The sequence below is a fragment of the Bradyrhizobium sp. DOA9 genome, from assembly GCF_000617845.2.
Lineage (GTDB): Bacteria > Pseudomonadota > Alphaproteobacteria > Rhizobiales > Xanthobacteraceae > Bradyrhizobium.
On record NZ_DF820425.1, the window covers coordinates 4,877,551 to 4,891,587 of the forward strand.

Here is a 14,037-nt window from a genome sequence, read left to right on the forward strand (position 1 = left end):
AAGAACGGTCTCCAGCTGGTGCCAGACCGGATGCAGCAAGTATGACAAAAGGCCATAGTAACTCGCCCAATCCGCAAGTGTCAAAAATCTCACGTCTGTCCCGTCCGGGACACCCCATGCGGCCGCTTCGCCTGCTCAGGCGAAGACGGAGCACCTTGATCTGGGGGGCCTAGGGAAGCGGCAGTCGCTCCAACTGGCTCTGCGCTTTCTTGACGGCGGTCGCATACCAGCTCTGGCTCGGGGCTTCCCTGGCGAAGCACGCCGTGAAGGCAGTCATCGCCTTGTCCTCGCGGGTCATCTCGCCGCGCGGATCTTTCTTGTCGACGGGCTTTGCCATCATCTGCTTCCAGACCTTCTCGCAGGTCGGGATCGGGGCGGTCTTCACGGCCTCCCTCGCCGCGAGGAAATAGACCTTCTCGCCCTGGATCGCGACGACGTCGATTTCGTCCGGCGGACCCTTGAGGCCGCCATTGCCGCGCACGCCGAGCACAGCGGCTGCGGCGCTTGCCCTGGCCGGCTTGGTGATCGGCAACTCCGCATAGATCGCGAAGGCGGCGTCCTGGATCGCGTAATAATAGAAGCGGTCGGATTTCAATGCGGCGCCGCTCTCCTGCGGCATGCCGTCGTCGCGATGCTCGCCCAGCCAGTGCTTGAGCAGCGCGGTCGTGGTCACCACGGCCTGCATCTTGTCGCCTTCGGATGCGAAGCTCAGCCCATCGAGATGGCCGAAGCCGATGTCGTCTTTGAACAGCGTATCGACGTTCGACTTGGCTTCAGTCGGCAGACCCTTGATCGCGACCGGACCGATCAGGCCACGCAGCACGCCGGCCAGCTCCTTCAGGGCCGCATCGTGCTGCCTGTAGATCTCGTCGCTCTCCTTGGCGTTCGAGAATTTCGCGATGTAGCGGTCGCGCAGGTCGAGATAATGCTGCTCGGGCGCGGCCGCCTCGGCGGGCATGGCGAGAACGAGCAGGCACAGCAAGGCAAGCAATCTCATTGCAATTCTGGAAAGACTGGAGAGCGATCTCCCATCTTTGTGCCGGCGCCGGGCGCGAAGGTTCATCCGTTGGCAGAACGCGGATGCCCTACTCTGCCGGCGTCAGTTGCTCCCGGTTCAGCCGCAGGGCCGCCGTCTCGCGCACGCGTATGCGGGCGCGGCGCTTGCGCCACCAGATCACGACGCCGGTGACCGAGAGCGCGGCGACCACGAGGCCCATCACCGAGATCAGGATGCGTCCGAACAGTCCGACGATGCGGCCCGAATGCAGCGGAAACTGCGCCTGCACGAAGATGTCGGCGGCGGTGCCGACCCAGGGCAGCCGCTCGCCGATGGGGCGGCCGTCCTCGCTGTCGTAATAGAGCTGCGCCGGGCCGACGCCGCCGGCGCCGTGATCGTCGCCGGGGTGGAAGAACGCGGCGGCATAGACGCCATGGGCCGGGCCGTAATTGATCGACCCGACCGGAACCGTCCATCCACGCGCCTTGCCGTCGGCCGCGGCGCGCGCAGCGATGTCGGCGAAGGTGACCTTGGGCTCGATGGGGTCGTCGAGGCCGCGATAGGGTCGCTGCTCGTAGGGCGTCGGGGTGTAGTTCGAGACCATCTTCATCAGCGGCGAGAACACCTCGAAATAAAGGTTCAGCGAGAACGCGGTGAAGGCGATGATGAACAGCACGCCCCAGGTCCACAGGCTGAACGCGCGGTGGATGTCGAAATTGATCCGGTAGGCGCTGCCCGAAGTCTTGATGGTCCAGGCCGGTGCCCAGCGTGCCCAGAAGCCGCGCTCGAGCTGGCGCGTGACCTCAGGCGCCCGCGCCGCCCTGGCGCGCCGGCGCGAGGGCAGCGTCAAGTAGAAGCCGACGAAGCAATCGATGGTCCAGATGATGGCGATGATGCCGAGCACGCGCATGCCCCAGCGGTCGCTGCCCCAGAATTCCGGGATATGCATCGTGTAGTGCAGCTTGTACAGAAACGAGACGAAATTCTCGCGCGTGACGGGCCACACCGCCCCCCAGTAGCGCCGGCCGAGCTCCGCACCGGTGTTGGGATCGAGGAAAACCTGGTTGTAGTCGAGCAGGTAGCGCTTGCCGGTCGAAGGATCGATCCGCGGCATGACGAAGAACCACAGCGAGTGGCCCTCTTCCGGCGTCATGAAGAGATAGACGACGCGCGCACGGGGATCGCGCTGCTCGATCATCTTGGCGAGCTCGATCGAGGCAATGGCCGGGCCCTTCGTCGAGACGTCGAACAGATGGCTGTTGAGGACGTCGTCGAGCTCGTGATCCCAGGAGATGATCGCGCCGGTGATGCCGGAGAAGAACAGGAATCCGGCCGTGAGCAATCCCGCCCAGCGATGCAGCCTGCCGAATATCGCTCTCATCGTCTTCCACTCTCATCCAGCGGGTCCGGCCCCCAGTGCCGGACCGTCTTCGAACTCACCAGCGATAAGTCAGCTTGCCGATCGCCCTGCGTCCCTCGGCATAGAAGCAGCCCGACAGGCTGTAGCACGCAGCGACGTAGCGGGTGTCGGCAAGGTTGGTCACGTTCAGCGACAGCCGCCAATTGTCATGGGTGTAGGCCAGCAGCGCATCGAGAACGGTCGACGATCCCACCTTGAAGGTGTTGGCGTCATCGCCCCAGGTGGCGCCGACATAGCGGATGCCGCCGCCGAACTGCAGGCCCGCGAGCGGCCCGTTCTGCAGCGTATAGTCGCTCCATAGCGAAGCGCGGTTGAGCGGCACGGTGACCGGCGCCTTGCCGACATTGACCGGATCCTGCGTGACCATGGCGTCGACATAGGCATAGGCGGCGCGCAGGTTCCAGCCGTCGGCGAGCGACATGGTGCCTTCGAGCTCGATGCCGCGCGACTTCACCTGCCCGATCTGTTCGTAATAGGTGGCAGCAGGCACGTACACTGCGACGTTGTCGCGCGTCAGGTCGAACGCGGCGAAGGTGAACAGCGCGTTCCAGCCGATCGGCTGGTACTTGACGCCGACCTCGTATTGAACGCCGGTCTCGGGATTGAGCATCTGTCCGCCAAAGCCGGTCGCGAGCAGCGGCAGGAACGATTCCGAGTAGCTGAAATAGGGCGCGATGCCGTTGTCGAAATTGTACATGACGGCGGCGCGGCCGGTGAAGGCCGAGGCGTCCTTCGCCACCGTGGTGTTGGCGATGCCGTTGTCGACCTGCGTCGTCACGAAATCCTGGCGCCCGCCGAGCTGGAACGAGAGCCGGCCGAGCTTGATCTGATCCTGCGCGTAGACGCCGACCTGGGATTGCTTGACGCCCGTGTGGTCGCTCATGGCGCCGATGGCATAGTCGTAGCTGTAGTTCGGGTTGAAGACGTTGATCTCGGGGGACGAGGTCGTCACGCCATATGCGACGTCGCGGAAGCTGGTGTTGCGGTAGTCGACACCGACCAGCGTGGTGTGGCTGAGAATGCCGGTGTTGAACTTGCCCTGGAGCTGATTGTCCACCGCGAAGGAGTTGATGTAGGAGTTGCTGTAGCTGCCGTAGCGCGCGAGCTGCCCTGCGGCTTCGTTGGTATAGCCGCCGCCGTAAAACACCTTCTCCTCGTTGTGCTGATAGGCGTAACGCAGGTTCTGCCGGAACGTGATGTTGTCGGTGAAATTGTGCGCCAGCTGGTAGCCGACGGTTGCGATCTCGGTGTTGAACGCGTCGAAGCCCGGCACGCCCGCGAAGAACGAGACCGGGATGGTGCGGCCGTTGTTCGGCCACACCGTGCCCGAGGCCGGCAGGAACTGGAGGCCCCACCCTGCCCGGTCCTTCTGGTAGTTGGCGAGCAAGGTGATGGTGGTGTCCTCGTTCGGCTTGAACGTCACCGCGGGCGCGATGAAGACCCGGTTGTCCTTGCTGAAATCGACCTGCGTCTCGCCGTCGCGCACCACGCCGGTCAGGCGCCACAGCACGGTGCCTTCCTTGTTGGCGGGACCGCCCATGTCGAACTGCCCCTGATAGCGGTTGAAGCTGCCGCCGGAGATCGAGACCTCGCCGAACTGCTGCGCCGTCGGCAGTTTTGTCACGTAGTTGAGGATGCCGCCTGTGCCGCTGCCGCCATACATCGCGGAAGACGGTCCTTTGAGAACCTCGAGGCGTTCGGCGCCGTAGGGATCGAGCCCATTGAAATGCACGTAATTGCTGGAGGGAATCCGCAAGCCGTCGACGTAGAGGCCGGGCATGGTCATGTCGAAGCCGCGGATCTGGAGGCCGCCGAAGCGGGTGTCCGAGCCGCCATTGACGTCGCCGCTGACACCGGCGGTGTAGCGCAGGGCCTCGCCGATCGAGACCGCGCCCTGGTTTCTGACCTGGTCGGTCGTGATGACGGACACCGACTGCGGCGTTTCGATCAAGGGCGTATCGGTCTTGGTGGCGGTGCCGCTGCGCGTCGCGACGAAACCGCGGACCGGACCATTGGCGCGTTCGCCCGTTGCGCCGTTCGATGAGGCCGACTGGGTCGGCGCAGCCTGCTGCGCCGGGCCGCGACGATTGGCGCGTGCGGTGCGCGCCGCTGCCGCCCGTCGCGACGACGCAATTGCCGCCGGACGTGCACGCTGCGCCGGCGCTTCGACGGTGACCGAAGGAATTTGCGTCTGCGCCTCCACGGCAGCGAAGGGAATGACGAGAGAGAATGTGCTGACCGCCCCGAGGAAAAGCACCTGAATCTGTCGACGACGCGTGTCGCCACGCGCAGAAAATTGGTAGTCGCTCACGTCTTTCGAGGCCCCACGCACTGCCGGCTTCGCCGGTATCGTTTTTGATGCCCCGCCCTAACTCAGGCGGTTTTCGAGTGCGATAGGAACCGGGTTAGAATCTCTCCAGACGTGTGCGCAGCACGTGCGGCGAATGCGCTCAGCATGCTTCGCAGTTTGGAATGCTTCCAGACAGAAACAGAAGCGGCCTCGTCTGCAACAGCGGGAAAACGATTCAGCGATGCCGCAGCCGGCGATTGACCCGGCGCGCGAGATAATCGCCGGCGCTCTGGACGATCTGCACCAGGGCGATCAGCACGACCACGACGGCCAGCATCATCTCCGGCATGAAGCGCTGATAGCCGTAGCGGATACCGAGATCGCCAAGGCCGCCGCCGCCGACCGCGCCCACCATCGCGGAATAGCCGAGCAGGCTGACAACCGCGAGCGTCAGCGCCAGCAGCAGCCCCGGCAGCGCTTCGGGGATCAGGACCTTGAGCACGATCTGGATCGGCGAGGCGCCGAACGAGGACGCGGTCTCGATCAGGCCGCCGTCGACCTCGCGAATGGCAGCCTCGACCAGGCGCGCGATGAACGGCGCCGATGCGATCGTCAGCGGCACGATCGCCGCAGTCGAGCCGATCGAGGTGCCCGCGACCAGGCGGGTGAACGGGATGATGGCGACGACCAGGATGATAAACGGCGTCGAGCGCGTCGCATTGACGATGGCGCCCAGCACCCGGTTGACGAGCGGAGCCGCGAACAGTTCGCCCTTCCGGCTGGTTGCGAGGAAGACGCCGAGCGGCAGGCCGAAGACGGTGCCGAGCAGCGCGGCGATGCCGACCATGTACAGGCTCTCGCCCGTGGCCTGGATGATCAGGTTGATGAGTTCAGGCGACATAGCCGAGATGCTCCGCCGGGAATTGATGTTGAGACAGCCAGGCAAGGACCCGCGCCTGCGCGTCCTCGCTACCGGGTATGCCGAGAACGAGCGAGCCGACATGCTGGCCGCCGATCTCGTCGATGCGCGCCGACAGCAGCGCCACATCCAGCCCGAGCTCGCGCGCGAGCCGGGCTACGACCGTATCGCCCGCCCCTGCCCCGCGCACCTGGACCCGGATCACGGCCTGCCCGCCGGCAGTCCGGTCCGAGACGATCCGGCTCGCCAGCGACACCGGCAGGCTGTCGCCGATCACCTCGGCCAGGAAGGACTGCGTGATCGGATGTTTTGGATGGGTGAAGATGTCGGCGACATGGCCGCTCTCGACAACGCGGCCGGCATCGAGCACCACCACTTCCTTGGCAAGCTGGCGCACCACGGACATCTCATGCGTGATCAGCACGATGGTCACGCCGAGCTCGCGGTTGATGTTCGCAAGCAGGTCGAGGATCGCGCGCGTGGTCTGCGGATCGAGTGCCGAGGTCGCCTCGTCCGACAGCAGCACGCTCGGCCGCGTCGCCAGCGCCCGCGCGATGCCGACGCGCTGCTTCTGGCCGCCCGACAGTTCCGAAGGATAGCGGTCGTGCTTGTCGGCGATGCCGACCAGCGCGAGCAGCTCGGTGACCCGGGCCTTGATGTCGGTCTTGGTCCAGCCGGCGATCTCGAGCGGCAGCGCGATGTTGTCGGCGGCGGTACGTGAGGACAGCAGGTTGAAGTGCTGGAAGATCATGCCGATCGAGCGCTGCGCCAGCCGCAGCTGGCTACCCGCGAGCGCCGAGATAGCGCGGCCGTCAACGATCACGCGGCCCGTGGTCGGCTTTTCCAGCCCGTTGATGAGCCGGACCAGGCTCGACTTGCCGGCGCCGGACCGGCCGATCACGCCGGTGATGGAACCGCGCGGAATCGCAAAGTCGATGTCTTGCAGCGCATTGACCCCGGGCTTGCCGCGATAGGCCGGATAGGTCTTCGAGATGCCGGTGAAACGGACCATCGCGTCCGGCTCGGCCGGCGCGGGTGAAATCGCTGCGAGCGTTTCAATCGGCCGTCCGATCGCGAGCGATTGGTGGGCATTCATGGAGGCAGCCTTCATGCACAAGAACTCGGTCACCCACATGCCCAGAGCACACGGGAACCGGTCGCGTCTGCGACGGGGTGAGAATGGCGATGAGGGCTCAATCGAACGCGCTGCATCGCAGCACGCACCATCGCCTTTTCTGGTCTTTCTTGCAATTTCAGATATTTGGCAGGAGTTGGACGAAGATTTCCCAAACTCTGCCAGGCTAAGAATATCCATCTGCCCAGCATCAACATCCGCGCGTGGGCGGGCTACCGCCCCTGGAACCGCGGCTTGCGGCGGGTCAGGAATGCCTCGACGCCCTCCTTGTGGTCCTCGCTGAGGCTGGCGAGCGCGAACTGGTCGACGTCCATGTGGCTGGCGAGATCGTCCAGCGCATGCGCGAAGCGGTTGACGGTCAGCTTGGTCATGGCAACTGAAAGCGGCGGCTGCGCGGCGACCTTCCGGGCAAGCTCCATGGCGGCATCGAAGGCGTGGCCGGGATCCGTCACCTGCTCGACAAGCCCCCATTCATAGGCCTCGTCCGCGCTGATGCGCTGGTCGGCCAGAATGACCGCCTGCTTGGTGCGGGCCGGTCCGATCAGATGCAGCATGCGCGGGATGCTCTGCCAGCTCATGTTCATGCCAAGCCCGATCTCGGGCACGCGCAAATGGGCATCACGACCCATGATGCGAAAATCGAGCGCCACGGCCAGCGCGACGCCGCCGCCCACGCAGAAACCCTCGATCGCCGCGATCGTGATCTGCTCCATCTCCTGCCAGGCATGGGTCAGACGCGGGCCGAGCTTGAGATGCCGCCGCAAGGTGCCGAGATCCATCTCCTTGCGCGAGCGTCCCTCGGCGTCCTTGAGGTCGAAGCCGGCACTGAAGGCGCCCGAGTTGCCGGTCAGCACCACGACGGACGTTGCAGCGTCGTCCTCGAAGCTGCGCGCCGCCGCCGTGAGCTGGCGCAGCGCCTCCGGCGACAGCGCGTTGATGCCGTCGCCGCGGTCGAACCGCACCACTGCGATCCGTCCCTCGGGCCCAAGGCCCTTCTCGATCCTCACGTACTCGGTCACCATCATCTCCACGATGTCCACGGGATGCTAGCGCACAAATGCCCTCACGCATACGTGCCAGGACTACGCTGCAACGAACCCTCGACAGGCCCAGGCCATTACGCCTATCTTCCGCCGCATGAGCCACGATCACGACCATTCCGAGCTGTCCGAGACCGAGCTGCGCGTGCGCGCGCTCGAGACGATCCTGACCGAAAAAGGCTATGTCGAGCCGGCCGCGCTCGATGCCATCATCCAGGCCTATGAGACCAAGATCGGCCCGCACAACGGGGCGCGCGTCGTCGCCAAGGCCTGGACCGATCCGGCGTTCAAGCAGGCGCTGCTGCAGGACGGCTCCAAGGCCATCGGCACCCTCGGCCATGTCAGCCGCGTCGGCGATCATCTCGTCGTGGTCGAGAACACGCCCGAGCGGCACAACATGGTCGTGTGCACGCTGTGCTCCTGCTATCCCTGGGAAATGCTCGGGCTGCCGCCGGTCTGGTACAAGGCCGCGCCCTACCGCTCGCGGGCGGTGAAGGACCCGCGCGGCGTGCTCGCCGATTTCGGCGTCGCGCTGCCGAAGGACACAGAGATCCGCGTGTGGGACTCCACCGCCGAGACGCGCTTCCTGGTGCTGCCGATGCGTCCCGCGGGCACGGAAGGCTGGAGCGAGGAGCAGCTCGCCGAGCTCGTCACGCGCGATTCCATGATCGGCACGGGTTTCCCCAGGACGCCGGGAGCACCGTCGTGAACGGCGTGCACGACATGGGCGGCATGGACGGGTTCGGCAAGGTCGAGCCCGAGCCGAACGAGCCGATGTTTCACGAGGAGTGGGAGTCGCGCGTGCTGGCCATGGTGCGCGCGATGGGCGCGGCCGGCGCCTTCAACATCGACACCTCGCGCTTCTATCGCGAGACCTTGCCGCCGCACGTGTATCTGTCGAGCTCCTATTACAAGAAGTGGTTTCTCGGGCTCGAGGAGATGCTGATCGACAAGGGCTATCTCACCCGCGAGGAGGTCGCAGCCGGCCATGCGATGCAGCCCGCAAAGGCGCTCAAGCACGGCAAGTTCGACCGCGCCAATGTCGAACGCATCATGGTGCGCGGCAAGTTCGATCGCCCTGCCCCCGCTCCGGCCAAATTCAACGTCGGCGACCGCGTGCGGGCGAAGAACATCCATCCAGCCACGCACACGCGGCTGCCGCGCTATGTCCGCGGCCATGTCGGCGTGGTCGAGCTGAACCACGGCTGCCACGTGTTTCCGGATAGTGCGGCGATGGAGCGCGGCGAGAATCCGCAATGGCTCTATACCGTGGTGTTCGAGGGCCGCGATCTCTGGGGCGAGGACGGCGATCCCACGCTGAAAGTCTCGATCGACGCGTTCGAGCCCTATCTGGAGCCGGCGTGATGAGCAGCGCCCTTGCGGCCGCGGCGACGGCGGCGATCCCGAGCATTCCGCGCGACGATGACGGCCCGGTGTTCCGCGCGCCCTGGGAGGCGCATGCGTTTGCGATGGCCTTGAGCCTGCACGAGCGCGGCGTGTTCACCTGGCCGGAATGGGCCGCAGCCTTGGCCTCCGAGATCAAGCGCGCCCAGGCCGCGGGCGATCCTGACACCGGCGAGACCTACTATCTGCACTGGCTCGCCACGCTGGAGGGCCTCGTCGCGCGCAAGGGCGTCACCTCGAAGGAAACGCTGCACCGCTATCGCGACGCCTGGGACCACGCCGCGGATCGCACGCCGCACGGCAAGCCGATCGAGCTGCGGGACGAGGATTTTGCGGGGTAGCTGCCTCACCCGTCATTGCGAGCGCAGCGAAGCAATCCAGAATCCCTCCACGGCGGCAGTCTGGATTGCTTCGTCGCAAGGGCTCCTCGCAATGACGGCGGAGAGAGCGCGCATTTTCTCCACCCGACGTCGCGCGGCTGCAACGCGCGGCCTCAGCGCCCCGCCACGTACTCGTTCCACCCCTTCGCCCGCAAACTGCACGCCGGGCATTCGCCGCAGCCGTAACCCCATTCATGCGGTGCGCCGCGTTCACCGAGATAGCAGGTGTGCGACTGCTCGCGGATGAGATCGACCAGCCCCTCGCCGCCGAGCTCCTGCGCGAGCTTCCAGGTCGCGGCCTTGTCGATCCACATCAACGGCGTGTGCAGCTCGAAGGGCTTGGCCATGCCGAGCGAGAGCGCGGCCTGCATGGCGCGGATGGTCTCGTCGCGGCAATCGGGATAGCCGGAATAGTCGGTCTCGCACATGCCGCCGACGATGTGGCTGATGCCGCGCCGGTAGGCCAGCGCTGCGGCGAAGGTGAGGAACACGAGGTTGCGGCCCGGCACGAAGGTGTTGGGCAGGCCGTCCGCGCCCATCGCGATCGCGACGTCACGGGTCAGCGCCGTCTCGGACACCGCCGCGAGCGTCGGGATCGACATCGTGTGGCTCTCGCCGAGCCTTGCGGGCCAATCCGCACGCAGGCCCTTGATGCCGTCGAGCAGCCGGTCGCGGCAGGCAAGCTCGATGGCATGGCGCTGGCCGTACTCGAACCCCAGCGTCTCCACGCGGGCGAAGCGGCTCAGCGCCCAGGCGAGACAGGTGGTGGAGTCCTGGCCGCCGGAGAACAGCACCAAAGCGGTTTGTGAGGAAAATGCATCACTCATGGCCCGGGCTTTAGCATTGCGCGACGTGCCCGCCAATCGGTGGAAATCGGCCCGTTCCGCCGCCTTGCGCTGGGATCGGGGGCCCGCTTTTGGCATAAGGCTGTATCCCAGGAGACTGCCCCGCAATGACCCCTTCCCGCGACATTTCCCGCCTGATCGAGATCATGGCGGCGCTGCGCACCCCGGTGACCGGCTGCCCCTGGGACCTCGAGCAGGATTTTTCGACGATCGCGCCCTACACGATCGAGGAGGCCTACGAGGTGGTCGACGCCATCGCCCGCGGCGATCTCGACGATCTCCGCGAGGAGCTCGGCGACCTCCTGCTCCAGGTCGTGTTCCACGCCCAAATGGCCTCGGAGCAGAACGCCTTTGCTTTCGGCGACGTCGTCGAGGCCATCACGCGAAAAATGATCCGCCGCCATCCCCACGTCTTCGCCGACAAGGACGGCAATCTCGCCCCGCACCACGTCAAGGAGGTCTGGGACCGCATCAAGGCCGAGGAGAAGGCGGAGCGCGCCGCGCGCCGGCCGCCGGAGGAAGCACCATCCCATAAATCGCTGTTGTCAGGCGTGAAGGTCGGCCAGCCCGCGCTGACCCGCGCGATGGAGCTGCAGCGCAAGGCCTCCACCGTCGGCTTCGACTGGAACGACCCGCGCGCGGTGCTGCAAAAGATCCGCGAGGAAGCCGATGAGATCGAAGCCGCGCTCGACCGCAACGACCGCGCGGGCCTCGCCGAAGAGACCGGCGACCTGATGTTCGCCCTCGTCAACCTCGCCCGCCATGTCGACGCCGATCCAGAGGCCGCACTGCGCGCGACCAACGCAAAATTCGAGCGGCGCTTTGCCTATATCGAGCGGGTGCTGGAGGCACAGGGCCGAACGGTGGAACAGGCCTCGCTCGCGGAGATGGATGCGCTTTGGAATGCGGCGAAGACCGCCACCTAGCCGGGTGCAGCGGCGGAGAGGCAGCATCATCCATCGCCGATCGGTCAGCAATGTACCCCGATTGATCGGCCCCAGCGGCTCGCACGAAGAGATGCGTTAAGCCGCCGCCATGAAATTGTCACCGCGAACAGTCTAAAGTTGTACAATAATCCTGACGCAGCCACCCCCAACGGCAGGTGAAGTGCGATGTCATTGAAACATTATTCAGTCCTCAAGGGACGCCCGATTGCGATGCGTTTCGGCACCGGCAGGTCGCCGCATTATCAAGTCCATATCGTCGCCGGCGGTGAAGATTTCCGTATTGCCGTCAACGTGCAGTCGGCCGACGGAAGCGAGGTCGAATTCCTGGTGCGATCTCGTTTCGTCCATCCGATCACCGAACGGCTCGCGGCACTCCCGGAGGGGCTGCACCCGCAGACCGCCCAGCCCGGCAGCCTCGCGCTGGACTTCATCCGCGGTAACCTGATGCAGCCCCAGGAGATGGTGCCGCTGCCGGTGTCCGTGCCTGGGCCGGACAACGACCTCAACGAGAAGCTTGACCAGTTCGTGCAGCGCGCACTCTCGGACGAAAGCGCGATGGTCTACGCGTTCGGCGAGCCGTGGGGCCCGGAAACCAAGGCCGACAATTATTTCGGCTTCAGGCCGGGACGCGGCATTCACGACATCCATATGAACCAGGGAAATCCCATCGGAAGGTTCTCGGGCGACAACGGGCCGTGGCAAGACGGCGGGCTGGTGTTCGAATTCCCGGAGCAAAATCTATGGACGGCGGTCTTCCTCAAATTCCAGACGCAGGCCTGGCACACTGACGACGAGACCGGTCATCCGATTGATCTCGGCGGCGGCACGCCGACAGCGCCGCTGGATCCGACGGCCCCCCCGACAGAGGAAATGCCGGATGGGCTCGTGCGCGTCATTGCGGCGCTCGTCAACGCCGTGAAGACGCCGGAGCGCGAAGTCGTCACACTGCTCAACACGGCCGATCGCGACATCGATCTCACCGGCTGGAAGCTGGCCGACAAGCAGAAGAAGAAAATGACGCTGTCGGGGAAGATCGCGGCCGGAGGAACGCTCGCCGTCGAGGTACAGAAGCCGATGGAATTGTCGAACCAGGGCGGCATCATCTCGCTGCTGGACCAGCGTGGCATCAAGGTTCACGGCGTCGCCTATACAAGGGCGCAGGCGAAGCATCCGGGCCTGACGATTCCGTTCTGATGTGCCGATCACAAGGCGCGTGTGATCCATCGTCCGCAGCACGCGGCCGAAGCCCGCGCACCAATGCGCGTCCCGCGGTTATGTGGCGTGATGCGGCACGGCGTCGAACCTCGACACCACGATGTCCCGCTTGGTTTCGTCCACCCGCACCGTCATGTCGAAGCGGCCGTCGTGCAGCTCCTTCGACAGCACCTCGGCATTGCGGTGCAGCCAGGAGATGCCGGCGCCGTCGGCGGCGTCGATGGAGAGATCGAGCGTGGTGCGCTTGGCGGCCAGGCGCTGCTCGATCGCGGCGAGCAGAGCATCGATGCCCTCGCCCGACACGGCTGAGACCAGCATCGCCGGATGATCTTCCGGCCTGCGCGCGGCGATGTTGAGCAGCTCTTCGCGTTGCTCGGGGTCGAAACGGTCGATCTTGTTCCAGACCTCGATGATGCGGCCGGAATCATCAGGGTTGATGCCGAGCTGGCGCAGCACCGCGTCGACGTCGCTCTGCTGCGCCTCGGCGTCTTCGTGCGAGATGTCGCGGACATGCAGGATGACGTCGGCCTCCAGCACCTCCTCCAGCGTGGCGCGGAAGGCGGCGACGAGCTGCGTCGGCAAGTTGGAGATGAAGCCGACGGTGTCGGACAGCATCGCCTTGCCGCCATGCGGCAGGGTGAGCGCCCGCAAGGTCGGATCGAGCGTCGCAAACAGCATGTCGGCCGCCTGCACCTCGGCGCGGGTCAGGCGATTGAAAAGCGTCGACTTGCCGGCATTGGTGTAACCGACCAGCGCGACCACGCGATACGGCACGCGTTGACGGCCGGCGCGATGCAGCCGCCGCGTCGCCTGCACCTTTTTCAGCTCGCTCTCGAGCTTGGAGATGCGCTCCTGGATCAGGCGGCGGTCGGCCTCGATCTGGGTCTCGCCGGGGCCGCCCATGAAGCCGAACCCGCCGCGCTGGCGTTCGAGATGGGTCCAGGACCGAACCAGGCGCGAGCGCTGGTAGTTGAGATGGGCGAGCTCGACCTGCAGCGAGCCTTCCCTGGTCTTGGCACGACGGCCAAAGATTTCGAGAATGAGCCCGGTGCGGTCGAGCACCTTGGCGTGCCATTCCTTCTCGAGGTTGCGCTGCTGGATCGGCGACAGCGCGCAATCCATCACCACGAGCTCGACCTCGAGGGTCTTGATCAGCCCGGCGATCTCCTCGACCTTGCCCTTGCCGATATAGGTCGCGGGCCGGATCTGGCTGACCGGGGCGACGATGGCATCCGCGATCACGAGATCGATCGCCCGCGCGAGGCCGGCGGCTTCATCAAGCCGGGCCTCGGTATCGCGCAAGGCATGGGTCTCCGGTTGCGCGTCGGCACCGCCCGCGCGCACGCGCAAGTAGGGGCCGATGACAAGCACCCGCCCCGTCTGCGTAGCCCCTGCCGACCGCGGACGGTCGGCATCCCCGTCGAAATTCCGGGGTTCCAATCAGA

At 65.6% G+C, this 14,037-nt stretch carries 13 protein-coding genes; 5 read left to right on the forward strand and 8 right to left on the reverse strand.

What is annotated here, in order from left to right:
- Positions 1–169: 169 nt before the first annotated feature.
- From BDOA9_RS22820 to BDOA9_RS22845, 6 genes are all read right to left on the reverse strand, one after another.
- Complete coding sequence (locus BDOA9_RS22820) at positions 170–997, reverse strand: hypothetical protein (RefSeq protein WP_025036284.1); 828 nt, start codon at positions 995–997, stop codon at positions 170–172.
- 88 nt (positions 998–1,085) lie between these two features.
- On the reverse strand, positions 1,086–2,378 hold the full coding sequence (gene fsrB, locus BDOA9_RS22825) for a siderophore utilization protein FsrB (protein WP_025036285.1): 1,293 nt from the start codon (positions 2,376–2,378) through the stop codon (positions 1,086–1,088).
- Positions 2,379–2,433: 55 nt separating this feature from the next.
- A complete protein-coding gene (locus tag BDOA9_RS22830) occupies positions 2,434–4,749 on the reverse strand; it encodes a TonB-dependent siderophore receptor (protein WP_025036286.1) in 2,316 nt (771 codons plus the stop codon).
- Between the two features lie 193 nt (positions 4,750–4,942).
- Complete coding sequence (locus BDOA9_RS22835) at positions 4,943–5,608, reverse strand: methionine ABC transporter permease (RefSeq protein ID WP_025036287.1); 666 nt, start codon at positions 5,606–5,608, stop codon at positions 4,943–4,945.
- The gene (locus tag BDOA9_RS22840; protein ID WP_025036288.1) at positions 5,598–6,737 is read right to left on the reverse strand and encodes a methionine ABC transporter ATP-binding protein; all 1,140 of its coding nucleotides are present in this window, start codon (positions 6,735–6,737) and stop codon (positions 5,598–5,600) included. The genes BDOA9_RS22835 and BDOA9_RS22840 overlap by 11 nt, the downstream gene beginning before the upstream one ends.
- A 236-nt stretch (positions 6,738–6,973) precedes the next feature.
- The gene (locus BDOA9_RS22845) at positions 6,974–7,780 is read right to left on the reverse strand and encodes an enoyl-CoA hydratase/isomerase family protein (RefSeq protein WP_025036289.1); all 807 of its coding nucleotides are present in this window, start codon (positions 7,778–7,780) and stop codon (positions 6,974–6,976) included.
- 118 nt (positions 7,781–7,898) lie between these two features.
- Here BDOA9_RS22845 and nthA point away from each other — a divergent pair, with 118 nt between their 5' ends.
- Genes nthA through BDOA9_RS22860 form a run of 3 tightly spaced genes read left to right on the forward strand, consistent with a single transcriptional unit; the run spans position 7,899 to position 9,546 of the window.
- Complete coding sequence (gene nthA, locus BDOA9_RS22850; RefSeq protein WP_025036290.1) at positions 7,899–8,510, forward strand: nitrile hydratase subunit alpha; 612 nt, start codon at positions 7,899–7,901, stop codon at positions 8,508–8,510.
- Positions 8,507–9,166, forward strand: coding sequence for a nitrile hydratase subunit beta (nthB, locus tag BDOA9_RS22855; RefSeq protein WP_025036291.1), 660 nt, complete (start codon positions 8,507–8,509; stop codon positions 9,164–9,166). Before nthA ends, nthB begins: the two co-directional genes overlap by 4 nt.
- Positions 9,166–9,546 carry a nitrile hydratase accessory protein gene (locus BDOA9_RS22860; protein ID WP_025036292.1) on the forward strand — a complete coding sequence of 127 codons (381 nt, stop codon included), beginning with the start codon at positions 9,166–9,168 and terminating at the stop codon, positions 9,544–9,546. Before nthB ends, BDOA9_RS22860 begins: the two co-directional genes overlap by 1 nt.
- A 152-nt stretch (positions 9,547–9,698) precedes the next feature.
- Here the strand turns inward: BDOA9_RS22860 and queC are convergent, their stop codons facing one another.
- Positions 9,699–10,412 (reverse strand): 7-cyano-7-deazaguanine synthase QueC, encoded by a 714-nt coding sequence (gene queC / locus BDOA9_RS22865; RefSeq protein WP_025036293.1) that lies wholly within the window; start codon positions 10,410–10,412, stop codon positions 9,699–9,701.
- 125 nt (positions 10,413–10,537) lie between these two features.
- On the opposite strand from queC, the gene mazG reads away from it, so the two are divergent.
- On the forward strand, positions 10,538–11,356 hold the full coding sequence (mazG, locus tag BDOA9_RS22870; protein ID WP_025036294.1) for a nucleoside triphosphate pyrophosphohydrolase: 819 nt from the start codon (positions 10,538–10,540) through the stop codon (positions 11,354–11,356).
- Positions 11,357–11,542: 186 nt separating this feature from the next.
- Positions 11,543–12,571, forward strand: coding sequence for a DUF2278 family protein (locus BDOA9_RS22875; RefSeq protein WP_025036295.1), 1,029 nt, complete (start codon positions 11,543–11,545; stop codon positions 12,569–12,571).
- Positions 12,572–12,649: 78 nt separating this feature from the next.
- Here the strand turns inward: BDOA9_RS22875 and hflX are convergent, their stop codons facing one another.
- Entirely contained in the window at positions 12,650–14,032 is a 1,383-nt protein-coding gene (gene hflX, locus BDOA9_RS22880; RefSeq protein WP_025036296.1) for a GTPase HflX, read from the reverse strand.
- Positions 14,033–14,037: the final 5 nt, after the last annotated feature.

Bases quoted from the DNA above. Each gene is read 5' to 3' on its own strand.
- BDOA9_RS22820 (WP_025036284.1), bottom strand. From the start codon at position 997: ATGAGATTGCTTGCCTTGCTGTGCCTGCTCGTTCTCGCCATGCCCGCC.
- fsrB (WP_025036285.1), bottom strand. From the start codon at position 2,378: ATGAGAGCGATATTCGGCAGGCTGCATCGCTGGGCGGGATTGCTCACG.
- BDOA9_RS22835 (WP_025036287.1), bottom strand. From the start codon at position 5,608: ATGTCGCCTGAACTCATCAACCTGATCATCCAGGCCACGGGCGAGAGC.
- BDOA9_RS22840 (WP_025036288.1), bottom strand. From the start codon at position 6,737: ATGAAGGCTGCCTCCATGAATGCCCACCAATCGCTCGCGATCGGACGG.
- nthA (WP_025036290.1), top strand. From the start codon at position 7,899: ATGAGCCACGATCACGACCATTCCGAGCTGTCCGAGACCGAGCTGCGC.
- BDOA9_RS22860 (WP_025036292.1), top strand. From the start codon at position 9,166: ATGAGCAGCGCCCTTGCGGCCGCGGCGACGGCGGCGATCCCGAGCATT.
- queC (WP_025036293.1), bottom strand. From the start codon at position 10,412: ATGAGTGATGCATTTTCCTCACAAACCGCTTTGGTGCTGTTCTCCGGC.
- mazG (WP_025036294.1), top strand. From the start codon at position 10,538: ATGACCCCTTCCCGCGACATTTCCCGCCTGATCGAGATCATGGCGGCG.
- BDOA9_RS22875 (WP_025036295.1), top strand. From the start codon at position 11,543: ATGTCATTGAAACATTATTCAGTCCTCAAGGGACGCCCGATTGCGATG.